Source organism: Pseudomonas sp. TMB3-21 (assembly GCF_054898145.1).
Map to the genome: position 1 here is coordinate 1,360,302 of NZ_CM142718.1, position 22,902 is coordinate 1,383,203.

Consider the following 22,902-nt stretch of genomic DNA (forward strand, 5'->3'; position numbering starts at 1 on the left):
TCCATGGTGCCGGCAGTAAATGTTCGATTTCACGGGTCAACGGGATGCCTGTTGATTCAGGTAGCGGCGCCGGCCAGGCCGCTCAACCAGACTCGCCGGGCCTTTATCCCTGTGCCCGCGAGCCTGCTTTCACAATTTGTCAGGTGGTTTTATGGACAGCATCAACAGCCGCATCGCCGAGGAACTCGGCGTACGCCCACAACAGGTCGAAGCGGCCGTCGCGCTACTCGATGAAGGCTCTACCGTTCCCTTCATCGCCCGTTACCGGAAGGAAGTGACCGGCAGCCTCGATGACATCCAGTTGCGTCATCTGGAAGAGCGCCTGCGCTATCTGCGAGAACTCGACGAACGGCGCATCAGCATCCTCGCCAGCATCAATGAGCAAGGCAAGCTGACCCCGCAACTCGAGCGCGACATCAAGCTCGCCGACACTAAAACCCGCCTTGAAGACTTGTACCTGCCGTACAAACAGAAGCGCCGCACCAAGGGCCAGATCGCTCTTGAAGCCGGCCTCGGCGACCTGGCGGATGGCCTGTTCAACGACCCGACCCTGAGCCCGGAAACCGAAGCTGCGCGCTTCGTCAACGCCGAGAAAGCCGTGGCCGATGTGAAGGCCGCCCTCGAAGGCGCCAAATACATCCTCATGGAGCGTTTCGCCGAAGACGCGGGCCTGCTCGACAAATTGCGCAGCTATTTGAAGCAGGAAGCCACCCTGAGTGCCCGCGTGATCGCCGGCAAGGAAGAGGAAGGCGCCAAATTCCGCGACTATTTCGAACACGACGAACCGCTGAAAAGCATGCCCTCGCATCGCGCGCTGGCGATTTTCCGTGGTCGCAACGAAGGGATACTGAGCTCCGCACTGAAAGTGGGCGATGAATTGCCCGGCACCATGCACCCGTGCGAAGGCATGATCGGCCAGCAGTTCGGTATCCAGAACCAGAACCGCGCCGCCGACAAATGGCTGGGCGAAGTGGTGCGCTGGACCTGGAAGGTCAAACTTTACACGCACCTTGAAACCGACCTGCTCGGCGAACTGCGCGATGGCGCGGAAACCGAAGCGATCAACGTGTTCGCGCACAACCTGCACGACTTGCTGCTGTCCGCTCCTGCGGGCCCGCGCGCCACACTGGGCCTCGACCCGGGCCTGCGCACCGGCTGCAAGGTGGCGGTGGTTGATTCCACCGGCAAGTTGCTCGATCACGCCACAGTTTACCCGCACGTGCCGCATAACAAGTGGGACCAGACCCTCGCGATTCTGGCCGCTCTGTGCGCCAAGCACGCGGTGGACCTTATTGCGATCGGCAACGGTACCGCCAGCCGCGAAACCGACAAGCTTGCTGCTGAGCTGATCAAAAAGTACCCGGCGATGAAGATGACCAAAGTCATGGTCTCGGAGGCCGGCGCGTCGGTTTACTCGGCGTCGGAACTGGCGTCCAAGGAATTTCCGGACCTGGACGTGTCGATTCGTGGCGCGGTGTCGATTGCCCGTCGCTTGCAGGATCCACTCGCTGAGCTGGTGAAAATCGATCCAAAATCCATCGGTGTCGGCCAATATCAGCACGACGTGTCACAGCTGAAACTGGCGCGCGGCCTTGACGCCGTGGTCGAGGATTGCGTGAACGCTGTCGGCGTCGATGTGAACACCGCCTCGGTGGCGCTGCTGGCGCGGATCTCCGGCCTCAACGCGACGCTGGCGCAGAACATCGTCAGCCACCGCGACGAACACGGCGCGTTCAAAACCCGTGCGGCGTTGAAAAAAGTTGCGCGTCTGGGCGAAAAAACCTTCGAACAGGCCGCAGGTTTCCTGCGCGTCATGAACGGCGACAATCCGCTGGATTCGTCGGCGGTTCACCCGGAAGCCTATCCGCTGGTACAGCGCATTGCCGCTGAAACCGATCGTGACATTCGCTCGCTGATCGGCGACGCCGCGTTCCTCAAGCGCCTTGATCCGAAGAAATACACCGATGAAACCTTCGGCTTGCCGACTGTTACCGACATCCTCCAGGAGCTGGAAAAACCCGGTCGTGATCCGCGTCCGGAGTTCAAGACCGCGGCGTTCCAGGAAGGCGTCGAAGAGCTCAAGGACCTGCAGCCGGGGATGATCCTCGAAGGCGTGGTGACCAACGTGACCAACTTCGGCGCATTCGTTGATATCGGCGTGCATCAGGACGGTTTGGTGCACATTTCCGCGCTTTCGGAGAAGTTTATCAAGGACCCTCGTGAAGCGGTGAAGGCCGGTGACGTGGTTAAAGTGAAGGTCATGGAAGTCGACATTCCGCGTAAACGCGTGGGCCTGTCGATGCGCATGAGCGACACGCCAGGCGAGAAAATCGACGGTGCCCGTGGTGCGCGTCCGGGGTCGGCGCCACGCCAGTCCCAGAACACTGCACCGCGCAAGGAAACCGCCACTGCGGCGCCGGCCAACAACGCCATGGCTTCGCTGTTCGCCAACGCCAAACAGTTGAAGAAACGTTGATGGACATTCCTGCCGGCCTGACCGAAAGCGCGTATTTCAAGCTACTGGGCTGTCGCTTGCACAGCCTGGATACCGGGGTGGCGCAAGTCGCCCTGGCGTTGGCGCCTGAACTGCGCAATCGCGGCGGCAAGCTGCACGGCGGGGCATTGTTCAGTCTGGTGGACATCGCCATGGGGTTGGCCTGTTCCAGCTCCCACGGCTTTGACCAGCAGAGTGCGACCATCGAATGCAAGATCAACTATATTCGCGCCGTTTCAGACGGTGAAGTGATGTGCACGGCGCGGGTGATTCACCCGGGTCGGCGCACGCTGGTGGTCGAAGCCGAGGTGATGCAGGGCGAAAAACTTGTCGCAAAAGCACAAGGCACGTTCGCAGTCCTATAGCGAGATGTCACTGATTTGAGGTAATTTCAGCGCAACGAAACCTGTAGGAGCGAGCCTGCTCGCGATGGTGGTCTGTCAGTCGACATATGAGTCGTCTGACACATCGCCATCGCGAGCAGGCTCACTCCTACAAGGATTGCGCAGTTCTTTACTGACCGGCATGGCTTGCGCGGTTGCAAAAACCAGGCGAAAACGCCAGTTTTAACTTCACCCTTGTAGACCGTCTTGCCCACCCCCATATTGGGGCGACTGACGCGTGAAGGAATCCAACTTGAGCGAACTTCTCAACCGCCGCCTGGCTCTGCTCGGCGAGCGCGCTAACCTCTCTCTGCTCGAGCAGTGTCTTCACGGTATCGAACGTGAATGCCTGCGCGTAACCGGCGAAGGTCGCCTGGCGCAAACGCCGCACCCGGAAGAACTGGGTTCCGCGCTGACCAACGAACAAATCACCACCGACTATTCCGAGTCGCTGCTGGAGTTCATCACGCCCGCCCTGCCCGACCCGGCAGACACGCTGGCGAGCTTGGACAAGATTCACCGCTTTGCCTACAGCAAGCTCGGCACCGAGTACCTGTGGAGTCCATCGATGCCGTGTCCGTTGCCGGCCGAGGCAGACATCCCGATTGCCTATTACGGCACCTCCAACATCGGTCAGCTCAAGTATGTGTATCGCAAGGGCCTGGCCCTGCGCTACGGCAAGACCATGCAATGCATCGCCGGCATTCACTACAACTTTTCCCTGCCGGAAAAGCTCTGGCCGCTGCTCAAGGAATCCGAAGGGTTCGTCGGTACCGACCGCGATTATCAGTCGTCGGCCTACATCGCGCTGATCCGTAATTTCCGTCGTTACAGCTGGCTGCTGATGTACCTGTTCGGTGCGTCGCCGGCGCTGGACGCCGGTTTCCTGCGCGGCCGTTCGCATCAGTTGGAACAACTGGACCCGGACACCTTGTATCTGCCCTACGCAACCAGTTTGCGCATGAGCGATCTGGGTTACCAGAGCAACGCCCAGGCCGGTTTGACGCCGTGCTACAACGATCTCACCAGTTACACCGACAGCCTGCGTAAAGCCGTGGCCACGCCGTATGCACCGTACGTTGAAATCGGTACGCATCAGGACGGTGAGTGGGTTCAGCTCAACACCAACATCCTGCAAATCGAAAACGAGTACTACTCCAACATTCGCCCCAAGCGCGTGACCTACACCGGCGAGCGGCCCATTCAGGCGTTGGTCTCTCGTGGCATTCAGTACGTCGAAGTGCGTTGCCTGGACATCAACCCGTTCCTGCCGATGGGCATTGACCTCACCGAGTCGCGATTCCTCGATGCATTTCTGTTGTACTGCGCGTTCAATGACAGCCCGCTGCTGACCAACGATTCCTGCAGCAACGCGACCTCCAACTTCCTCAGCGTGGTCAAGGAAGGTCGCCGTCCGGGCCTGCAATTGCAGCTCGACGGTCAGCCGGTCGACTTGAAGGAGTGGGCAGCAGAACTGCTGGAGCAAATCGCCCCGCTGGCGGCATTGCTGGATCAGAGCCATGGCGGCGAGAATCATAGCCAGGCGCTCGATGCACAATTGGCCAAGGTCAAGGATCCCTCGCTGACGCCTTCCGCTCAGGTATTGGCGGCGATGGCGGAGCACAAGGAAAGCTTCAGCCAGTTCTCCCTGCGTCAGAGCCAGGCGCATGCCGAGTTCTTCCGCAGCGAGCCGTTGAATGGCGAAGACCAGGCGAACTTTGAAGAGCGAGCGCGTGCGTCGCTGGCTGAGCAAGTGGAGATTGAGCGCAACGAAGTGGGTGATTTCGATGTGTTTGTCGGGTCGTACCAGGCGAGTATTCTGGCGATCAGTAACTAGCGTTGGCGGGCCTGCGGACGTTAATCGCCAGCAAGCCTGCCCTTACAGATTCGGGGATGACGCAAGCTCCCCGTGTTACCCAAAACCTGTAGGAGACGGCTTGCTGGCGATGCGGTCCGCTCGACTGTCTGAAAACGCTATTCAGCCGTCGACGGTTTCTCCCACAGATTAATCCCGCCTTCCTGGGCAAACCGGTCAATCTCTGCCAGCTCCTCAGGGCTAAAGCTCAGATTCTTCAACGCGCCGACGTTTTCGATAATCTGCTCGGGCCGGCTCGCGCCGATCAGTGCCGACGTGACGCGCGGATCACGCAGCGTCCACGCCAGCGCCAATTGCGCCAGGCTTTGCCCGCGTCGCTTGGCGATCTCGTTCGACGCACGCACATGTTCAATGTTGGCCTCGGACAAATGCGCAGCCTGCAGAGAACCACCCCCGGGGCGATTTACCCGCGCATCCGCCGGCACACCATTGAGGTATTTGTCGGTCAACAAACCTTGAGCGAGCGGCGTGAAGGCGATCACGCCGGTGCCGAGTTCTTCGGTCGTATCCAGCAAATCCTTCTCAACCCAACGATTGAGCAGGTTGTACGCCGGCTGGTGAATCAGCAACGGCACTTTCCACTCTTTCAACAACGCGGCCATTTCTCGGGTTTTCACGCCGGAATAGGACGAGATGCCGATGTACAACGCCTTGCCCTGCTGCACAGCGGTCGCCAGTGCGCTGGCGGTTTCTTCCAGTGGCGTGTCGGGGTCGAAGCGGTGCGAGTAGAAAATATCCACGTAGTCCAGACCCAGACGCTGCAGGCTCTGGTCGAGGCTGGCCAGCACGTACTTGCGCGATCCGCCGCCCTGGCCGTAAGGACCGGGCCACATATCCCAACCGGCCTTGCTGGAGATGATCAGTTCGTCACGATACTGCTTGAAGTCTTCGCGCAGCAAACGGCCGAAGTTGATCTCGGCGCTACCGTACGGCGGGCCATAGTTGTTGGCGAGGTCAAAATGGTTGATGCCCAGATCGAACGCGGTGCGCAGCAGCGAGCGCTGGGTGTCGATCGGCGTGCTGTCGCCGAAGTTGTGCCACAGGCCCAGCGACAGTGCCGGCAGCACCAGACCGCTGCGGCCGACGCGGCGGTATGGAATGGAGTCGTAGCGGTTCTCGGCAGCGGTGTAGGTCATCGAATCCTCTCTTGTGTGTCTTGAAATTGGTATCGACTGCTTCGCAAGCTGCCCAGCATACGCCGAGGCAAACGCCGAAAAACCTCGAATCTGAGTAAATGCTGAAACGTTTCATAGATTTCATCTTCGGCGTGAGCGCTGTCGCCAGTCTTGCAGCCCTCTGCAGCTTACGCCGACCGGGAGCCCTGTAGGGTTGCCAAAGGCTGCGATCTTTTGATCTCAAACGGCGTCCGAAAACACCTCCCCCAACCAGTCCACAAATACCCGCACCCGTGGCGACATGTGCCGGTTGTGCGGATACAGCACCGAAACCGGCATCGGTGGTGGCGGTGTGTCGATCAGGACTTCCTGTACCAATCCTAGGGCGATCTGCGTTTCCATTCGGTAATGCGGGCACTGGATCAGGCCCAGCCCGGCAATCGCCGAAGCTGCGTAGATTTCCGCACCGAACACCGAGATTGCGCCCTCGATGGCCAATTCCTTTAACTCGCCATTGACCATGAATTCAAAGGGGAACAGCTTCGCGGTGGTGCGAGAGACGTAGTTCACCGCGCGGTGATGCTTCAAGTCTTCGAGGGTTTTCGGCTCGCCGTACTTGCGCAGATAAGACGGGCTCGCGCAGGTGATCTGGCGCAGGTTGGCCACGCGTTTGCCGATGAGTGCCGAATCACCCAGCGTACCGGCGCGCAGTACGCAGTCGACGCCTTCGGCAATGAGATCGACCAGGCGATCGGCCTCGCTGATGGACAGTTCGATGTCCGGGTAACGCTCCATGAATTGCGGCAATGCGGGAATGACAAAGCTCTTGGCCAGCGTGCCGTGTAAATCGACTCGCAACCGCCCTTTTGGAGCGACGCTGCGAAACGCCAGCTCAGCCTCTTCCAGCTCCGCCAGCAGCTGCACACAACGCAAGTAATACGCCTCGCCGTCCAGCGTCGGACGCACCTTGCGCGTGCTGCGCTCGAGTAAACGCGTACCGAGCCAGGCTTCGAACTGATTCAACGTATGGGTCAGCGTCGCCCGCGGCAAATTCAAGTCATCGGCCGCCAGGGTGAAGCTGCTGCGCTCGTAAATGCGGACGAACACCTTCATCGCCTTGACTTGATCCACGCTGCGCTCCTGCTTTCGATTGTTGGTGATTATTGAACAGTCAAGCCAACTCTGCTGCATTTATCAGCCTGAGTAAACATGTGAATCTGGCTTCACCCAAGCAAAAACCTTCATAGGAATCACCGCCATGACTACTCAAATCTCTAAAGTCGCCATCGTGACCGGCGCCTCCCGCGGCATCGGCGCCGTCATCGCCAGACAACTGGCCAGCGACGGTTTCGCTGTAGCCATCAACTACGCCAGCAGTGCCAGCGAAGCGTCGAAGCTGGTTGTTGAACTGCGTCAGGCCGGTCATCAAGCCCTAGCGATCAAGGCTGACGTGTCCAATGCCGGAGACGTACGCCGGATGTTCGATGAAACCGAAGCGCAACTGGGCAAGGTCGATGTGCTGGTCAACAACGCCGGCATCCTCAAAGTGCTGCCGCTGGCACAACACACGGACGAATTGTTCGACCAGAACTTCAACATCCATGCTCGCGGCACCTTCAACACCCTGCGCGAAGCGGCGACGCGCCTGAACAACGGCGGCCGCATCGTCAACTTCTCCAGCAGCACCGTCGGCATGAACCTGCCGGGTTACGCGGTGTACATCGCCAGCAAAGCGGCCGTGGAATCCCTCACTCAGGTGTTCGCCAAAGAGATGCGCGGTCGCGATATCACCGTCAACGCGGTCGCGCCTGGGCCAGTGGCGACTGAACTGTTCTTGCACGGCAAGAGCGAGGAGCAAATTCAGGCCTTCGCCAAGATGCCGCCGCTGGAACGTCTGGCTCAGCCGGAAGACATTTCCCGTGTCGTCTCTTTCCTGGTGGGCCCTGATTCGGCCTGGGTGAACGGCCAGGTCCTGCGCGTCAACGGCGGCCTCGTTTGAGCCGCCGCACCCAACATCGAGAGGAGTGATGATCATGAAGAAGTCAGCCAACACCTTGACCCGCACCGGGCAATCGAAACTGATGTTCACATTGTTCACCGCAGTGGCGGCGGCCACCGCCGCATTGGCTGCAGGCTCCAGCTTGCTGCTGACACTGCCGGTCTGGGCGATGTTTATAGGATGGGTTGCTTTCTTCAGCCGCGGCCTGACCTTGCGCGATGGCCTGGTCAACCTCGGTTGCGTGCTGATGGGCATAGCCTTCGGTATTGGCGCGGCGCTGAGCATCGGCGCGCTGACACCCAGCCTCGGACTGCTCGCCTTACCCATCGTGGTGTTTGTGGTGGCGATGGTCGTGGTGTCACTTCGAGCCTTGAGGGTGATGAACAACCTCGTCGCCTACTTCCTCGGCCTGATCGCTTACTTCGCTGCGCATCTGGAACCGTCGCTGGAAAGCTTCGTTGAACTGGGCAGCGCGGGCAGCCTCGGCTCCCTCGCAGGCTGGTTTTCCCATGCCGCGCAACAGCGCCTTTCTCGTCAAGCCTGAAGCCGCAAGTGACCCAATCAAACTCAGGAGGTTAATACTATGAGATCAGTCATTCTCATCACTGGCGCCGGCACCGGCATCGGAAAACTCGCCGCAGAAGCCCTCGCCCAGGCCGGGCACATCGTTTACGCAAGCATGCGTGACGTGAACGGTCGCAACGCCGCCCGGGCGGAGGGCATCCGCCTCTGGGCCCAAGAGCAGAGGGTTGATTTGCATCCCCTGGAGCTGGACGTGTTGTCGCAAGATTCGGCAAACACGGCGGTCGCAACCATCGTCGCCGAGCAAGGACGGCTGGACGTGGTGATGCAGAACGCCGGGCACCTGGTGATTGGCCCGACGGAGGCCTTCACTGCCGAAGAAATCATGAAAGTGTTCGACACCAATTTTTATGGCGCCCAACGGGTCAGCCGTGCGGTGTTGCCGCAGATGCGGGCCCAGAGCTCGGGGCTGGTGCTGTGGATCAGCAGCACCACGACCAAAGGCGGTTTTCCACCGTTCATGGGGCCTTACGCGGCGGCGAAAGCGGCGATGGATTCCCTGGCCGTGAGCATGTCCTACGAGTTGACGCGGTTCGGTATCGAAACCTCGATCGTGGTGCCTGGCGCGTTCACTCGCGGTACTGATCATTTTCCGAGTGCAGGCAAACCGGCGGACGTAGCGCGCAGTGATGCCTATGCTCGATATGACGGGGTGATGGATAAGGTCGGCGAGCGACTGAGCGCCTTGACTCCGGAGGATGCCGACCCGCAAGCGGTAGCGGATGACATAGTGCGGATCGTCGGCTTGCCGCAGGGATTACGGCCGGCTCGGTCGGTGATCGATTTCGTCGGGGATGGCGCGGCTGAGGTACTGGAGGTTTCGGAGCGGCTTCGGATCGACTTTGCAAAGCGCATGGGTATTGAGGACTTGCTTGAACTGACTGCACAGTGACCCTTTCGCGAGCAAGCCCGCTCCCACAGGGATAGCTGCGAACCCGAATTCTGTTCACCAGTGATCCACTGTGGGAGCGGGCTTGCCCGCGAAGGCTGTCTCGAAAGCAGCCCACCTCTAAAGGGAGAACCCCATCATGCACACCACCATCATCATCACCTTCGGCCTGATCCTCCTGGCGCTGATGCTGTTCATCGGCGAGAAAATCGGCTTTAGCCGCCAGACGCTGACCTACAGCTTCATCATCCTGTGGCTGGCGCTGACGATGATCAACGGTGCCATCGGCGTGGTCACCGCTGGCCAGTCCGTGACCACGGAACTGGTGGTCGGCAGTGTGGTGTTCGGCATTCCGGTGGCGGCTCTGGTGCTGTTCATGGTGATGAACAGCGAAGCCTGACCGCCACCGGACCCGCGACTAGCGCACCAGATGCAGAAACTGCATGTGCCGTTCGTACTGGTCGAGAATGTCGTTGATGATCTGTTCCTTGGTGTAACCCACCAGATCGTAGTCCTGACTGCCCTCGCTCAAATGCACTTCCGCACGGTAGTAACGGCGGTTATTGAGCTGTTTGGAACCCATGCCACCGCGGGCGAAAGACGGCGTGAAGTAGCCACGCATCTGCACCTGATAGATGAACGGATGCTGCTCGCCATGGCCGATTTCCAGGCTGACGCTGTCATTCGCCGGGTCAGGCTGCGTGACCACGTTCAGACCCTTCTCGACGAACACCGCCGTCACCTCTTCGATCGCCGGGCGCACCGTCGTCTCAAGGAAGCGGTACACCTCGTCGCGAGACGGGAAGTGCACAGCCTGACTCAAGCGCTGACGCCAGCCACCGCGCCGCGAACCGGAGACCGGCGCCAGCGAATGCATCTGTGCGATCTGCTTCTGCGATTCCAGATAGAACGCCTTGTGCAGCCCCCACATCATCAACAGCAGAATCATCGAGAACGGCAAGGACGTCAGCACTACCGCTGATTTCAGCGCATCGATACTGCCGGAGAACAGCAGGGCACTGGTCACCAGCGCGGTCATCGCGCCCCAGAACACGCGCAGCCATTTCGGCCCGTCCTCGTCCGGGTTACCGCCTTTCGCAGACAGGGTCGACAGCACCACGGTGCCGGAGTCTGCCGAGGTGACGAAGAACACGAAGCTGATGAACACCGTGACCGCGATCACGGTTTTGCTCCACGGGTAGGTTTCCAGCAGCAGGTAGAGGGTCATCGACGGGTTTTCGATGGCCGACATGCCTAACTCGCTCATGCCGTGATTGAGCACTTGATCGATCGCGCTGTTGCCGAAAATCGACATCCACGCCAGGGTGAAACCGAGCGGAATCAACAGCACGCCGAAAACGAATTCACGGATGGTACGGCCACGGGAAATCCGTGCAATGAACAGGCCCACGAACGGCGACCAGGCAATCCACCAGGCCCAATAAAACACCGTCCAGCCGCCCAGCCAGTCGCTTGGTTTGTCGTAGGCGTAGAGGTCGAAACTCTTCATCGGCAATGCGCCGAGGTAGTCGCCGATGTTCTGGATCAAGGTGTTGAGCAGGTGCTGCGTCGGGCCGGCGAACAACACGAACAGCAGCAGCGCACAGGCCAGCAGCATGTTGATGTCGGACATCACCCGTACGCCTTTATCGACGCCGGACACCGCGACAATGATCGCCGCGCCCATCATCAACGTGATCAGGCCGACCTGAATCCACTGGGTGTGAGCGATGCCGAACAGGTAATCCAGACCGGAATTGAGGTGCAACACGCCAAAACCCATGTCCGCGCCGAGGCCGAACACCGTGGCGATGATGCCGAAGCCGTCCACCGCATAACCAATCGGGCCGTTGATGCGCTTGCCGATCAGCGGGTACAGGGCCGAGCGCAAGGCCAGCGGCAGATTGTGGCGGTAGGCGAAGTAGGCCAGCGCCATGCCGACGAAAGCGAATACACCCCAGCCATGCAGGCCCCAGTGCAGAAACAGAATCTGCATCGCCTGACGCGCTGCATCGGCAGTACCGGCCTCACCTTGGGGCGGTTGCGAGAGGTGGGTCAGCGGTTCGGACACGCAAAAGAAGAACAGCGTGATGCTGATCCCGGCGGCGAACAGCATGCCGGCCCAGGACAGGTAACTGAATTCGGGCTCGTCGTGGTCGGCACCGAGCTTGATCTTGCCGTAGCCGGACAAGGCGGTGACCACCACGAAGACCAGATACAGCGTCATCGCGAGCATGTAATACCAGCCGACCGTGTTGGCCGCCCAGTTTTGCGCTTCAAGCAGCCAGGCGCCGGCCTGCTCAGGCATGGCAATGACGACGATGCCAAACAGCAGAATGAACGTCGCCGCGAAGTAGAACACCGGCGGGTTCATGCGGACCTGACCGCTAGGAGGAAGAGACGAAGTACTCATGAAACGGGCACCTCGATAGGGTGAAACAGGGCAATCGGTAACGGACTCGGCAAGGGCAAGCCTCCTGTTATGAACGGGCAGCAAACCAGTGGTTTAACTTGATTGAGCGTTCAAGTTAAACATAATAGGGTGCTAAGGACTAATCGCAGGGCTCGGCGGTATCTTTCCTACGCTAGTTCAAGGAAGGGTATGAGGGGCGATTTGCGGGATTCGTTCAGAGGGAATTCAGCTGAATGCCAGTATTTCAATCCTGCTTGAAACCATCGCGGGCAAGCCACGCTCCCACAGGATTTGTAGCGTTCAAAAATCTCCGGCTCGACACAGAACCAGTGTGGGAGCGTGGCTGCTCTGGGCGGCACTCCGACGATGGCGTCAGCGAGAACACTAAATATTCCGGGCCTTACTTCTGCGTCCCGTCATCATGCTGCAAATTGGCCTGGGTCAGATTGCACCCCGCCGGCACGCTGCGGGTCAGCCAGACGTTGCCGCCGATGGTCGAGCCTTGGCCAATCGTGATTCGCCCCAGAATCGTCGCACCGGCATAAATCACCACGTCATCCTCCACAATCGGATGGCGCGCATGGCCTTTCTGCAACTGCCCGTCTTCGTCCGCCGGGAAGCGTTTGGCGCCGAGTGTCACGGCCTGATAAATGCGCACGCGCTCGCCGATGATCGCCGTTTCGCCGATGACCACGCCCGTGCCGTGATCAATGAAGAAACTGCGGCCGATCTGCGCACCGGGATGAATGTCGATGCCGGTCGCCGAATGCGCGATCTCCGCACTGATCCGCGCCAGTAATGGCAGCCCGGCACGGTACAAATGATGGGCGAGGCGATGGTGAATCACCGCCAGAATTCCCGGATAGCACAGCAATACTTCATCCACGCTGCGGGCCGCCGGATCGCCGTGATAGGCCGCCAGCACGTCGGTATCCAGCAAGCTGCGCAGGCCGGGCAAGGCAAGCGCGAAATCCTGAATGATCTGGATGGTGCGCGCTTCAACTTCGGTGTCGGCCGCGAGACTGTGGCGGGCGGCGTAACGCAGTTCGAGACGCGCCTGAGCGAGCAAGGCATTGAGCGCAACGTCCAGCGTATGGCCAACGTAGAAGTCTTCGCTTTCCTCACGCAGGTCCACCGGCCCCAGGCGCATCGGGAACAATGCGCCGCACAACGCTTCGAGAATCTCCGCCATCGCCGCACGGGACGGCAACTCACGGCCACCCTGCTCGCCGCTGACACGGCCATTTTGCGCACGCCATTGGTCGCGCGCGGTGCGCAGCTGGCTGACGATGGTCTGCAATTGCCAATGGCTGGAACGCTCGCTCACGGTTGAAACTCCTCTGGGGCGACCGGACTGCCGGGCCGCGCTGACGGCGATACTTTACGGCAAGGCCATCAACTCGAATTAAGAACTGATTGTGCTGTGCTCAGCACTTTGCGCTATATACGCATCGGCGGTTGCCCGGGTAGAAAGCCGTGCTTATAGTCCTGTCATCCTCCTCCGCCAGTACGGAACCATGATCAAACAACAGCTCGCCCGATTTGACCGCCTCGATCTGCTCGCCCATCCGACTCCGCTGGAAAAACTCGAACGTCTGTCTACATGGCTGGGCCGCGATGTGTACGTCAAACGCGATGATCTGACGCCACTGGCGCTGGGCGGCAACAAGCTGCGCAAGCTTGAATACCTCGGCGCCGATGCACTGGCCCAGGGCGCGGATACACTGATTACCGCCGGCGCGCTGCAATCCAATCACGTGCGCCAGACTGCCGCTCTGGCGGCACGCCTGGGTCTCGCCTGCGTCGCGTTGCTGGAAAATCCGTTAGGCACCGACGATGCCAACTATCTCGGCAACGGTAATCGGCTCCTGCTGGACTTGTTTGATGCGAAAGTCGAACTGGTGGAAAACCTTGATAACGCCGACGAGCAACTGGAGGCGCTGGCGGCACGCTTGCGCAACAGCGGCAAGAAGCCCTATCTCGTTCCCATCGGTGGCTCTAACGCGCTCGGCGCGCTGGGTTATGTGCGCGCAGGGCTGGAGCTGGCCGAGCAGATCAAGGACACCGGCCTGACCTTCGCTGCCCTGGTGCTGGCCTCGGGCAGCGCCGGCACCCACAGTGGATTGGCGCTGGCCCTGAGCGAAGTGCTGCCGGATCTGCCGGTCATTGGCGTGACGGTATCGCGCAGCGACGAGGATCAGCGGCCAAAGGTGCAGGGCTTGGCCGAGCGCACAGCCGAGTTGCTGGGCCTGAGTCTGCCAGCGAGTTTCAAGATCGAATTATGGGACGAATATTTCGGCCCGCGTTATGGCGAGCCGAATGCCGGTACGCTGGCGGCGGTGAAATTGATGGCGTCTCAGGAAGGCTTGCTGCTGGACCCGGTCTACACCGGTAAGGCCATGGCCGGTTTGCTCGACGGGATTGGACGTGGGCGTTTCGATGAAGGCCCGATCATCTTCCTGCATACCGGTGGGGCGCCGGCGTTGTTTGCGTATAAAGACTTCCTGTAGGCGATTTGCAGCGAGACGCATACGCTGCTTTTAGGGCAGGATATCGCAGTCGTCCGAATCCCGTTTTGCCAACTTTCCTAAAAGCGTCTTCATAAGAAAACACAGGGGCTTGTCATGAATTTTTCCGCACTACGTCGAAATCTGCTGGTGGGTTCGCTGGGTCTGGCACTCAGCGCAGGCCTGCTTGGGCAAGCGGTTGCCGGTGAGCAACTGCAGAAAATCAAGGACGCGGGCGTGATCAACGTCGGCCTGGAAGGCACCTACCCACCGTTCAGTTTCGTCGATGCCGACGGCAAACTGTCCGGCTTCGAGGTCGAGTTCTCCGAGGCGCTGGCCAAAGAGCTGGGCGTGAAGGTCAAACTTCAACCGACCAAATGGGACGGCATCCTTCCGGCGCTGGAATCCAAACGCCTGGACGCGGTGATCAACCAGGTGACCATCTCCGAAGAGCGCAAGAAGAAGTATGACTTCTCCGAGCCTTACACAGTCTCCGGAATCCAGACACTGGTTCTGACCAAGAATAAAGACAGCATCAAGACCGCCGCAGACCTGGGTGGCAAAAAAGTCGGCGTCGGCCTCGGCACCAACTACGAGCAGTGGCTCAAAGCCAACGTGCCGACCGCTGACATCCGCACCTATGAAGATGATCCGACCAAGTTCCAGGACCTGCGTGTTGGCCGTATCGACGCCATCCTGATTGATCGTCTCGCCGCGCTGGAATACGCCAGAAAGGCGAAGGACACCACTGCTGCCGGCGAAGCGTTCTCTCGTCAGGAAGCCGGTGTCACCCTGCGCAAAGGCGAGCCTGAGCTGCTCGCAGAAGTGAACAAGGCGATCGACAAGCTGCGTGCCGACGGGACGTTGAAGAAGCTTTCGGAAAAATACTTCAGCGCTGACGTCACTCAATAATGGAAGAGGCTTTCCAACTCATACTGGATTCCGCGCCCTTCCTTTTGAAGGGTGCGTATTACACGGTGGTCCTCAGCCTGGGCGGTATGTTCTTCGGGCTGTTGATGGGCTTCGGCCTGGCATTGATGCGCCTGTCGCGCTTCAAACTGGTGAGCTGGATTGCGCGCATCTACGTGTCGTTTTTCCGCGGCACGCCGTTGCTGGTGCAACTGTTCGTGATCTATTACGGCTTGCCGCAACTGGGCGTCGAACTTGATCCATTGCCGGCGGCCCTGATTGGCTTCTCGCTGAACATGGCGGCTTATGCCTGCGAAATCCTGCGTGCCGCGATCAGCTCCATCGAGCGCGGCCAGTGGGAAGCAGCAGCGAGCATCGGCATGACCCGAGCACAAACCTTGCGCCGGGCGATCCTGCCGCAAGCGATGCGCACGGCCCTGCCGCCGTTGGGCAACAGCTTCATTTCGCTGGTCAAGGACACGGCGCTGGCCGCCACCATCCAGGTTCCGGAACTGTTCCGCCAGGCGCAACTAATCACCGCTCGGACCTTCGAAATTTTCACCATGTACCTTGCCGCCGCGCTGATCTACTGGATTCTGGCCACGGTGCTTTCGCACCTGCAGAACAAGCTGGAAGAGCGGGTCAATCGGCACGATCAGGAGTCCTGACCCAATGATTGTCGTGGAAAAACTGACAAAGCAGTTCAAGGGTCAAGTCGTGCTCAACGGCATCGATCTGCAAGTGAAGGAAGGCGAGGTCGTCGCCATCATCGGGCCCAGCGGTTCGGGGAAGACCACGTTCCTGCGCTGCCTGAATTTTCTTGAAGAACCCACCAGCGGCCGGATCAAGGTCGGCGACATCGAGATCGATGGCAGCCGCCCGCTGAACCAGCAGCAAACCCTGGTGCGACGCTTGCGCCAGCACGTGGGTTTCGTCTTCCAGAACTTCAACCTGTTCCCTCACCGCACCGCGCTGGAAAACGTCATCGAAGGACCGATCGTGGTGAAAAAAATGGCCCAGGCCGAAGCGATCGCCCTTGGCAAAAAGCTCTTGGCCCGGGTTGGCCTGGCGGGCAAGGAAGACGCCTACCCGCGTCGACTGTCAGGTGGTCAGCAGCAGCGCGTGGCGATTGCCCGTGCGCTGGCGATGGAACCGGAAGTGATCCTGTTCGATGAGCCGACCTCAGCGCTTGATCCGGAGCTGGTGGGCGAGGTACTGGCGACTATTCGCAGCCTGGCTGAGGAACGACGCACCATGGTCATCGTCACCCACGAAATGGGTTTTGCCCGTGACGTCGCCAATCGCGTGGTGTTTTTCGACAAGGGCGTGATCGTTGAACAGGGTGAGGCGAAGGAACTGTTTGCCAATCCAAAAGAACAACGGACGCAGCAATTCCTCAGCAAGTTTCTTAACAACGCCCATCACTGAGTTAATTCCCGGACGTCAACTTCCATGGATGGAAGCTTCTTTCTTTTTATCCTCTACACCCCATCTCTCCAATACATTTAACTCAAACACAATAACCTGATTTTGTAGCTTCGAGCGGTACATATATATGTCCTGCGACATTTTCGCTCGCCTAAAATCAGACAAATCCATCACTCCCGGTGTGAAGGGATCATCGCGAATCAAGCGCGCAAAGGCCCGGTTTTGCGGGCATGTTCGACTGAACGATGGCGCAGATTAACCGTGAAGCGTAGGAACTTTCTGAATAACGCAAGATATCGCGCATAACTAATTTCAACTATTGACAACTATTAAGCCGATCTCTTATCTAGTCAAACTTCAGACATCCTTCGCTGCACACAGCCGTTATTCACAGCACTACAAAACCGTTCGTTATGTTGCAGTTTTCTAATTGATCTCAGAAACGGACTTCGCCGCTAGACTTCAAGGAAAGACCCATGAAAAACAATTCGAACACAACTGAACTTGCGGCACCGATCGTGGCGCAATCGCACAAAAGCGGTATCAACATCACCTCGGCGGCATTTCTGCTGATCGATGTGCCGCCTTACGCTGGCATGGACGCAGGCGACCTGATCGAATTGTTCTGGGATGACTGCTACGTAGCTTCGAAAGTGCTGGAGGCGGATGACGTCGGCAACGCCGTCGCTCTGCGCATACCGGAAAGCTTTATCGCGAACGGCGCTTCACGGATTCACTACCGGCTGATGCAGGTTGGTCAGGGGCCGGCGCAGTCGCCAACCACGCAGGTGCAGGTCAAGCTCGACTGCCCGGGTGGTCAGACCCTGGCGTTGTACACGGATGAAAACCAGCGTCTGGAGCCGGTGCACATCCCCGAGGCCATCCGCCGCAAAGGCGTCAATCCCAGCCAGATCAAGCGCGGCGTTCCCTTGACCATCGCGCCCTATCTGAACATGGCCGTCGACGACGAGGTCACCTTGCGCTGGGGCGACGTGCGCATGGACTTGCCCAAGCTCACCGCCAGTGATGTCGGCCAGCCGATCCAGGTCTGGGTACCCCCCGCGATCATCATCGAGGCCGGCGAAGATCCGCGGCTCGACGTGACCTATTGCATCCTCGACCGGGTGGGCAACAACTCTCGCTGGGCGCCGGCACGGACGTTGAAGATTGGTTGCGTGAATCCGTATCTGCAAGTCCGTTCGAAAGAACTGTTGATGGCCGCAGAGCCACGCAAACGCTGAATCTCAACAACCGTAGGAGCAAAGCTTGCTCGCGATGGCGTCAGTCCAGCCATTCCGTGTAATCGTTCTTCGCGAGCTAGCTTTGCTCCGACGGAGGTGGATCGCCATCTTCTATCTATATTCCTAAAAGTTAGTGTATTAATTTTTTATACGCGTTTAGGGTATATGAACCGGACCACCGGACATTCTTGTTTATACGTCGCCGCCACCCGCGGCGCCCATGAGATGTGAGGTAGGTATGGTCCGGAACACAATCACCCCAGTGCAGATCGCCAGGGCATTGCGTGCAGCCAAGGAGCGGCGCTGATGTCCAGTCTGGCAGATGCAATCATTCAGAGTGATCTGGATGTCGCTCCGTTGTTGTTGCCCGCGCAAATCCTGCGCAACGATGCCCAGGCCATAAAGGCCGCCCATGAGCTGGCGCAAGCCGCCCGCGTGCAAGCGGCCAAACGCGACCGTCAGCGCAAGTTACCGTGGTCAGAAATCGAACAGTTCACCCGCAGCGGTCTGGGCAGTATTGCCATACCGCGTAAGTACGGTGGCCCGCAGGTTTCCTTCGTCACCATCGCCGACGTGTTCGCGATCATTTCGGCAGCCGATCCGGCGCTGGGGCAGATCCCGCAGAATCAGTTCGGCATTCTCAATCTGGTCTTGAGTTGCGCCACTGACGCGCAAAAAAAACAGCTGTTCAACAGCGTGCTGGAAGGCTGGCGCATCGGCAACGCAGGCCCGGAACGGGGCACCAAAAACACTCTGGAACTGACAGCAAGAATCACTGCAGACGCCGATGGATTTATCCTCAGCGGGCAGAAATTTTATTCGACTGGCGCACTGTTCGCTCATTGGGTCGCGGTCAAGGCGCTGAATGACGAGGGTAGACAGGTGCTCGCCTTCGTCCGTCGCGGGACGCCGGGGCTGCGCATCGTTGATGACTGGTCCGGTTTCGGCCAGCGGACCACCGCCAGCGGCACCCTTTTGCTGCACAACGTGCGTGTCGAGGCCGAGCTGGTCGTGGACAACTGGAAGATCAACGACACGCCCAATATTCAGGGCGCCGTGTCGCAGCTGATCCAGGCAGCAATTGACGCCGGCATCGCCCGGGGCGCCATCGATGACGCTATCGAGTTCGTGAAAACCCGCGCACGGCCGTGGATCGACGCCAAGGTCGAGCGCGCCAGTGACGACCTGTATGTCATCGCCGACATCGGCAAACTCAAAATCGAATTGCACGCCGCCGAAGCGCTGCTGCGCAAGGCCGGGGGCGTGCTTGATCAGGTCAATGCTGCACCGATCACTGCCGAGTCCGCCGCACGCGCTTCGATTGCCGTGGCGGAAGCCAAAGTGCTGACCACCGAGATCTCATTGCTGGCCAGCGAGAAGCTTTTCGAACTGGCCGGCAGTCGCGCCACCCTCGCCGAATTCAACCTCGATCGTCACTGGCGCAACGCACGCGTGCACACCCTGCACGATCCGGTGCGGTGGAAATATCACGCCGTCGGCAACTACCACCTGAACGGCACGTTGCCCCGCCGCCACTCATGGATCTGATGACCCGACAATTTTTACCAGAGCTCTGGAGAAATACATGACGCATTCTCACCACGTCGCGGTCATTACCAGCGACGAGCAAGCCTTGATTGTTGCCAGCGATCTGGCCGATGACTTCAAACGCGACAGCGCTCTGCGTGACCGCGAGCGGCGTTTGCCACATTCGGAACTGGAAGTGTTTTCCCGTTCGGGCCTGTGGGGTATCAGCGTGCCAAAAGCGTACGGCGGTGCCAGCGTTTCCAACGTCACGCTGGCCAAGGTGATCGCGCTGATCGCCCAAGCGGATGGGTCGCTCGGGCAGATCCCGCAGAATCATTTTTATGCGTTGGAAGTGCTGCGCGTTAACGGCAGCGCCGAGCAGCAAAAACGTCTTTATGCCGAAGTATTGGCCGGCCGGCGCTTCGGCAATGCGCTGGCCGAACTCGGCACCAAAACCGCCCATGACCGCATCACCCGCCTGACCCGCGACGGCGATGGATATCGCATTAGCGGCCGCAAGTTTTACGCCACGGGCGCGATCTATGCGCAACGTATCCCAACTTCAGTGGTGGATGAACACGGCGTGCAGCAACTGGCCTTCGTGCCCCGTGACAGCAAAGGGTTGACCGTCATCGATGACTGGAGTGGTTTCGGCCAGCGCACCACCGGCAGCGGCTCGGTGGTGTTTGAAGACGTGTACGTCGCTGCCGAAGACGTCATCCCGTTCCAGAGCGCTTTCGAACGGCCGACGCCTGTCGGGCCCTTGGCGCAGATTCTTCACGCGGCCATCGACACCGGCATCGCCCGCGCCGCGTACGAAGATGCTTTGCACTTCGTGCGCAGCAAAACCCGGCCGTGGATCGACGCCACGCATGAAAAAGCCACCGATGATCCACTGACCCTGAAGAGTTTCGGCCACCTGAGCATTCGCCTGCATGCGGCTGAAGCACTGCTGGAACGCGCCGGCGAATTCCTCGACAAGGCTCAGGCGCACACCAACGCCGAGACAGTCGCGGCGGCGTCCATTGCCGTCGCCGAAGCGCGCGCCATCAGTACCGAGATTTCCCTCGCGGCCGGCAGCACTTTGTTCGAGCTGGCGGGCAGTCAGGCAACACTGGCCGAGCATGGCCTGGACCGGCATTGGCGCAACGCCCGGGTGCACACCCTGCACGACCCGGTGCGCTGGAAATATCACGCCGTCGGCAACTACTACCTCAACGATGAAAACCCGCCGCTGCGGGGGACGATCTGATGGCTGATGCGAAAAAGAAGATCCTGCTCAATGCGTTCAACATGAATTGCATCGGCCATATCAATCACGGTTTATGGACGCATCCACGCGACACGTCGACCCACTACAACACCCTCGAATACTGGACCGAACTGGCGCAACTGCTTGAGCGTGGTCTGTTCGATGGGCTATTCATCGCCGACATCGTCGGGGTGTACGACGTTTACCAGAACTCGGTTGATGTGCCGTTGAAAGAGTCGATCCAGCTGCCGGTCAATGATCCGCTGTTGCTGGTGTCAGCGATGGCTGCCGTCACCAGACATCTTGGTTTCGGTCTTACCGCCAACCTGACCTACGAACCGCCGTACCTGTTCGCCCGGCGCATGTCGACGCTCGATCACCTGAGCCGTGGCCGGGTCGGCTGGAACATCGTCACCGGTTACCTCGACAGCGCCGCCAAAGCCATGGGCCTGAGTAAGCAGGTCGAACACGACCGGCGTTACGACCAGGCCGATGAGTACCTTGAGGTGCTCTACAAACTCTGGGAAGGCAGTTGGGAAAATGACGCGGTGCTCAACGATCCGAAGCAGCGGATTTACGCCCAGCCAGACAAGGTGCACAAGGTCGAGCACAAGGGCGAGTTCTATCAGGTCGAGGGGTATCACCTCTGTGAACCGTCGCCACAACGCACGCCGGTGCTGTTTCAGGCCGGCAGCTCCGACCGCGGTTTGCAGTTCGCCGGGCGGCATGCCGAGTGCGTGTTCATCAGCGCTCAGAACAAACCATCGACCAAGGTGCAGGTGGACAAGGTGCGCGCCAGCGCCATTGCGGCCGGGCGAAATCCTGAGGACATCAAAGTCTTCATGGGATTGAACGTGATCGTCGGCGCCACTGAAGAGCTCGCCTGGCAGAAGCACGCCGAATACCTCAGCTACGCCAGTGCCGAGGCCGGCGTGGCGCATTTCTCAGCGTCCACCGGGATCGATTTTTCCCAATACGCCATCGACGAGCCGATCCAGTACGTGAAGAGCAACGCGATTCAGTCGGCCACCAGACACCTGCAGAACAACGATTGGACCCGCCGCAAATTACTCGAGCAACACGCCCTCGGTGGCCGCTACATCACCGTGGTCGGCTCGCCCGGGCAGGTGGCCGATGAGCTGGAATCGTGGATCGCCGAGACCGGGCTGGATGGCTTCAACCTGACGCGGATCGTCACGCCGGAAAGCTATGTGGATTTCATTGAGCTGGTAATTCCGGAGTTGCAGCGCCGTGGTTCGTACAAGACCGCTTACGACACCGGCAGCCTGCGGGAAAAGCTGTTTCACGGCGAAGCGTATTTGCCTGAGCGACATACGGGCGCTGCGTTCCGCCGCTGAAACATCGCCAGCAAGCCGGCTCCTACAGGGGCAACGCGATCCCTGTAGGAGCTGGCTTGCCAGCGATGAGGCCCGTGCAAACACCCAAACTCTTACGCACTGACTGGAAAATACCCCATGAAAAAGACCCGCCTCTCTCACCCAGTCAAAGCACTGGCCTTGGCCTTCGGCCTCTTCAGTTCCATCACCTTCGCCGCCGACGCGCCGCTCAAGGTCGGCACCACTGCAGCCTTCGCCATCCCGCTGGAAGCGGCCGTCGAAGAAGCCGACAAACAAGGCCTCAAGGTCGAACTCGTCGAGTTCAGCGACTGGATCGCACCCAACGTCAGCCTCGCGTCCGGCGACATCGACGTGAATTATTTTCAGCACATTCCATTTCTGGAGAACGCCAAGACCGCCGCCAGGTTTGACCTGGTGCCCTTTGCGCCAGGCATCATCAACAACGTCGGCCTCTACTCGAAAAAGTACCAAAGCTTCGACGAGTTACCCGACGGCGCCAGCGTCGCCATCGCCAACGACCCGATCAACAGCGGTCGTGGCTTGCAACTGCTGGCCAAGGCCGGCCTGATCACGCTCAAACCGGGTGTCGGTTACAAGGCCACCGAAGAAGACATCATCGCCAACCCGAAGAACATCAAAATCCTTCAAGTCGAAGCCGTGCAACTGGTGCGCGCCTATGACGACGCCGATCTGGTTCAGGGCTACCCGGCCTACATTCGCCTGTCGAAGACCTTCGATGCCGGCTCGGCGCTGCTGTTCGACGGCCTCGATCACAAGGAATACGTGATTCAGTTCGTGATCCAGCCGAAGAGCAAGACAGACCCGCGACTGATCAAATTCGTCGACATCTATCAGCACTCCCCGTCCGTTCGCGCCGCCCTCGATAAAGCGCACGGCAAGCTGTATCAAGCTGGTTGGGAAAGCTGAGC

Annotated in this window: 20 protein-coding genes; 16 read left to right on the top strand and 4 right to left on the bottom strand. The window is 59.5% G+C overall.

Features of this window, described 5'->3' with window-relative positions; genetic code table 11:
• The first annotated feature begins 151 nt into the window (after positions 1-151).
• From ACYZTS_RS06295 to gshA, 3 genes are all read left to right on the top strand, one after another.
• The gene (locus ACYZTS_RS06295) at positions 152-2,476 is read left to right on the top strand and encodes a Tex family protein (RefSeq protein WP_461994779.1); all 2,325 of its coding nucleotides are present in this window, start codon (positions 152-154) and stop codon (positions 2,474-2,476) included.
• Positions 2,476-2,859 carry a PaaI family thioesterase gene (locus ACYZTS_RS06300; protein ID WP_028621018.1) on the top strand — a complete coding sequence of 128 codons (384 nt, stop codon included), beginning with the start codon at positions 2,476-2,478 and terminating at the stop codon, positions 2,857-2,859. Before ACYZTS_RS06295 ends, ACYZTS_RS06300 begins: the two co-directional genes overlap by 1 nt.
• 271 nt (positions 2,860-3,130) lie before the next feature.
• The gene (gene gshA / locus ACYZTS_RS06305) at positions 3,131-4,714 is read left to right on the top strand and encodes a glutamate--cysteine ligase (RefSeq protein ID WP_461994782.1); all 1,584 of its coding nucleotides are present in this window, start codon (positions 3,131-3,133) and stop codon (positions 4,712-4,714) included.
• Between the two features lie 137 nt (positions 4,715-4,851).
• On the opposite strand, the gene mgrA is transcribed toward gshA, so the two are convergent.
• A complete protein-coding gene (gene mgrA, locus ACYZTS_RS06310; protein ID WP_461994784.1) occupies positions 4,852-5,889 on the bottom strand; it encodes an L-glyceraldehyde 3-phosphate reductase in 1,038 nt (345 codons plus the stop codon).
• A gap of 219 nt (positions 5,890-6,108) precedes the next feature.
• A complete protein-coding gene (locus ACYZTS_RS06315) occupies positions 6,109-6,999 on the bottom strand; it encodes a LysR family transcriptional regulator (protein WP_461994786.1) in 891 nt (296 codons plus the stop codon).
• 127 nt (positions 7,000-7,126) lie between these two features.
• Between ACYZTS_RS06315 and ACYZTS_RS06320 the strand changes: the two genes are divergently transcribed.
• The 4 genes from ACYZTS_RS06320 to ACYZTS_RS06335 all read left to right on the top strand — a co-directional run bounded on the left by ACYZTS_RS06320 (position 7,127) and on the right by ACYZTS_RS06335 (position 9,738).
• Positions 7,127-7,867: an SDR family oxidoreductase gene (locus tag ACYZTS_RS06320; RefSeq protein ID WP_461994788.1), complete on the top strand. Its 741-nt coding sequence runs from the start codon at positions 7,127-7,129 to the stop codon at positions 7,865-7,867.
• Between the two features lie 34 nt (positions 7,868-7,901).
• Positions 7,902-8,411, top strand: a complete 510-nt coding sequence (locus ACYZTS_RS06325) for a DUF1097 domain-containing protein (RefSeq protein ID WP_461994790.1) — start codon at positions 7,902-7,904, stop codon at positions 8,409-8,411.
• Positions 8,412-8,450: 39 nt separating this feature from the next.
• Positions 8,451-9,341, top strand: a complete 891-nt coding sequence (locus ACYZTS_RS06330) for an SDR family oxidoreductase (protein WP_461994792.1) — start codon at positions 8,451-8,453, stop codon at positions 9,339-9,341.
• Between the two features lie 136 nt (positions 9,342-9,477).
• A complete protein-coding gene (locus ACYZTS_RS06335; protein WP_461994794.1) occupies positions 9,478-9,738 on the top strand; it encodes a hypothetical protein in 261 nt (86 codons plus the stop codon).
• A gap of 18 nt (positions 9,739-9,756) precedes the next feature.
• Here ACYZTS_RS06335 and betT read toward each other — a convergent pair whose 3' ends face one another.
• Complete coding sequence (gene betT, locus ACYZTS_RS06340; RefSeq protein WP_461996360.1) at positions 9,757-11,712, bottom strand: choline transporter BetT; 1,956 nt, start codon at positions 11,710-11,712, stop codon at positions 9,757-9,759.
• Positions 11,713-12,151: 439 nt separating this feature from the next.
• The gene (epsC, locus tag ACYZTS_RS06345; protein WP_461994796.1) at positions 12,152-13,078 is read right to left on the bottom strand and encodes a serine O-acetyltransferase EpsC; all 927 of its coding nucleotides are present in this window, start codon (positions 13,076-13,078) and stop codon (positions 12,152-12,154) included.
• 190 nt (positions 13,079-13,268) lie between these two features.
• Here epsC and ACYZTS_RS06350 point away from each other — a divergent pair, with 190 nt between their 5' ends.
• The 9 genes from ACYZTS_RS06350 to ACYZTS_RS06390 all read left to right on the top strand — a co-directional run bounded on the left by ACYZTS_RS06350 (position 13,269) and on the right by ACYZTS_RS06390 (position 22,900).
• Positions 13,269-14,261 (top strand): D-cysteine desulfhydrase, encoded by a 993-nt coding sequence (locus tag ACYZTS_RS06350; RefSeq protein ID WP_461994798.1) that lies wholly within the window; start codon positions 13,269-13,271, stop codon positions 14,259-14,261.
• Between the two features lie 114 nt (positions 14,262-14,375).
• On the top strand, positions 14,376-15,170 hold the full coding sequence (tcyJ, locus tag ACYZTS_RS06355; protein WP_028621028.1) for a cystine ABC transporter substrate-binding protein: 795 nt from the start codon (positions 14,376-14,378) through the stop codon (positions 15,168-15,170).
• Positions 15,170-15,835, top strand: a complete 666-nt coding sequence (tcyL, locus tag ACYZTS_RS06360; RefSeq protein WP_028621029.1) for a cystine ABC transporter permease — start codon at positions 15,170-15,172, stop codon at positions 15,833-15,835. The genes tcyJ and tcyL overlap by 1 nt, the downstream gene beginning before the upstream one ends.
• Before the next feature lie 4 nt (positions 15,836-15,839).
• Complete coding sequence (tcyN, locus tag ACYZTS_RS06365) at positions 15,840-16,595, top strand: L-cystine ABC transporter ATP-binding protein TcyN (protein ID WP_028621030.1); 756 nt, start codon at positions 15,840-15,842, stop codon at positions 16,593-16,595.
• A gap of 476 nt (positions 16,596-17,071) precedes the next feature.
• The gene (locus ACYZTS_RS06370; RefSeq protein ID WP_028621031.1) at positions 17,072-17,836 is read left to right on the top strand and encodes a hypothetical protein; all 765 of its coding nucleotides are present in this window, start codon (positions 17,072-17,074) and stop codon (positions 17,834-17,836) included.
• A gap of 306 nt (positions 17,837-18,142) precedes the next feature.
• On the top strand, positions 18,143-19,384 hold the full coding sequence (locus tag ACYZTS_RS06375) for an SfnB family sulfur acquisition oxidoreductase (RefSeq protein ID WP_461994802.1): 1,242 nt from the start codon (positions 18,143-18,145) through the stop codon (positions 19,382-19,384).
• 37 nt (positions 19,385-19,421) lie between these two features.
• Positions 19,422-20,615, top strand: coding sequence for an SfnB family sulfur acquisition oxidoreductase (locus ACYZTS_RS06380; RefSeq protein ID WP_461994804.1), 1,194 nt, complete (start codon positions 19,422-19,424; stop codon positions 20,613-20,615).
• Positions 20,615-21,973 carry an LLM class flavin-dependent oxidoreductase gene (locus ACYZTS_RS06385; protein ID WP_461994806.1) on the top strand — a complete coding sequence of 453 codons (1,359 nt, stop codon included), beginning with the start codon at positions 20,615-20,617 and terminating at the stop codon, positions 21,971-21,973. Before ACYZTS_RS06380 ends, ACYZTS_RS06385 begins: the two co-directional genes overlap by 1 nt.
• Before the next feature lie 117 nt (positions 21,974-22,090).
• On the top strand, positions 22,091-22,900 hold the full coding sequence (locus tag ACYZTS_RS06390; RefSeq protein WP_461994808.1) for a MetQ/NlpA family ABC transporter substrate-binding protein: 810 nt from the start codon (positions 22,091-22,093) through the stop codon (positions 22,898-22,900).
• Positions 22,901-22,902: the final 2 nt, after the last annotated feature.

Bases quoted from the DNA above. Each gene is read 5' to 3' on its own strand.
- ACYZTS_RS06295 (WP_461994779.1), top strand. From the start codon at position 152: ATGGACAGCATCAACAGCCGCATCGCCGAGGAACTCGGCGTACGCCCA.
- ACYZTS_RS06300 (WP_028621018.1), top strand. From the start codon at position 2,476: ATGGACATTCCTGCCGGCCTGACCGAAAGCGCGTATTTCAAGCTACTG.
- mgrA (WP_461994784.1), bottom strand. From the start codon at position 5,889: ATGACCTACACCGCTGCCGAGAACCGCTACGACTCCATTCCATACCGC.
- ACYZTS_RS06320 (WP_461994788.1), top strand. From the start codon at position 7,127: ATGACTACTCAAATCTCTAAAGTCGCCATCGTGACCGGCGCCTCCCGC.
- ACYZTS_RS06325 (WP_461994790.1), top strand. From the start codon at position 7,902: ATGAAGAAGTCAGCCAACACCTTGACCCGCACCGGGCAATCGAAACTG.
- ACYZTS_RS06330 (WP_461994792.1), top strand. From the start codon at position 8,451: ATGAGATCAGTCATTCTCATCACTGGCGCCGGCACCGGCATCGGAAAA.
- ACYZTS_RS06335 (WP_461994794.1), top strand. From the start codon at position 9,478: ATGCACACCACCATCATCATCACCTTCGGCCTGATCCTCCTGGCGCTG.
- betT (WP_461996360.1), bottom strand. From the start codon at position 11,712: ATGAACCCGCCGGTGTTCTACTTCGCGGCGACGTTCATTCTGCTGTTT.
- ACYZTS_RS06350 (WP_461994798.1), top strand. From the start codon at position 13,269: ATGATCAAACAACAGCTCGCCCGATTTGACCGCCTCGATCTGCTCGCC.
- tcyJ (WP_028621028.1), top strand. From the start codon at position 14,376: ATGAATTTTTCCGCACTACGTCGAAATCTGCTGGTGGGTTCGCTGGGT.
- tcyL (WP_028621029.1), top strand. From the start codon at position 15,170: ATGGAAGAGGCTTTCCAACTCATACTGGATTCCGCGCCCTTCCTTTTG.
- tcyN (WP_028621030.1), top strand. From the start codon at position 15,840: ATGATTGTCGTGGAAAAACTGACAAAGCAGTTCAAGGGTCAAGTCGTG.
- ACYZTS_RS06370 (WP_028621031.1), top strand. From the start codon at position 17,072: ATGAAAAACAATTCGAACACAACTGAACTTGCGGCACCGATCGTGGCG.
- ACYZTS_RS06375 (WP_461994802.1), top strand. From the start codon at position 18,143: ATGTCCAGTCTGGCAGATGCAATCATTCAGAGTGATCTGGATGTCGCT.
- ACYZTS_RS06380 (WP_461994804.1), top strand. From the start codon at position 19,422: ATGACGCATTCTCACCACGTCGCGGTCATTACCAGCGACGAGCAAGCC.
- ACYZTS_RS06385 (WP_461994806.1), top strand. From the start codon at position 20,615: ATGGCTGATGCGAAAAAGAAGATCCTGCTCAATGCGTTCAACATGAAT.
- ACYZTS_RS06390 (WP_461994808.1), top strand. From the start codon at position 22,091: ATGAAAAAGACCCGCCTCTCTCACCCAGTCAAAGCACTGGCCTTGGCC.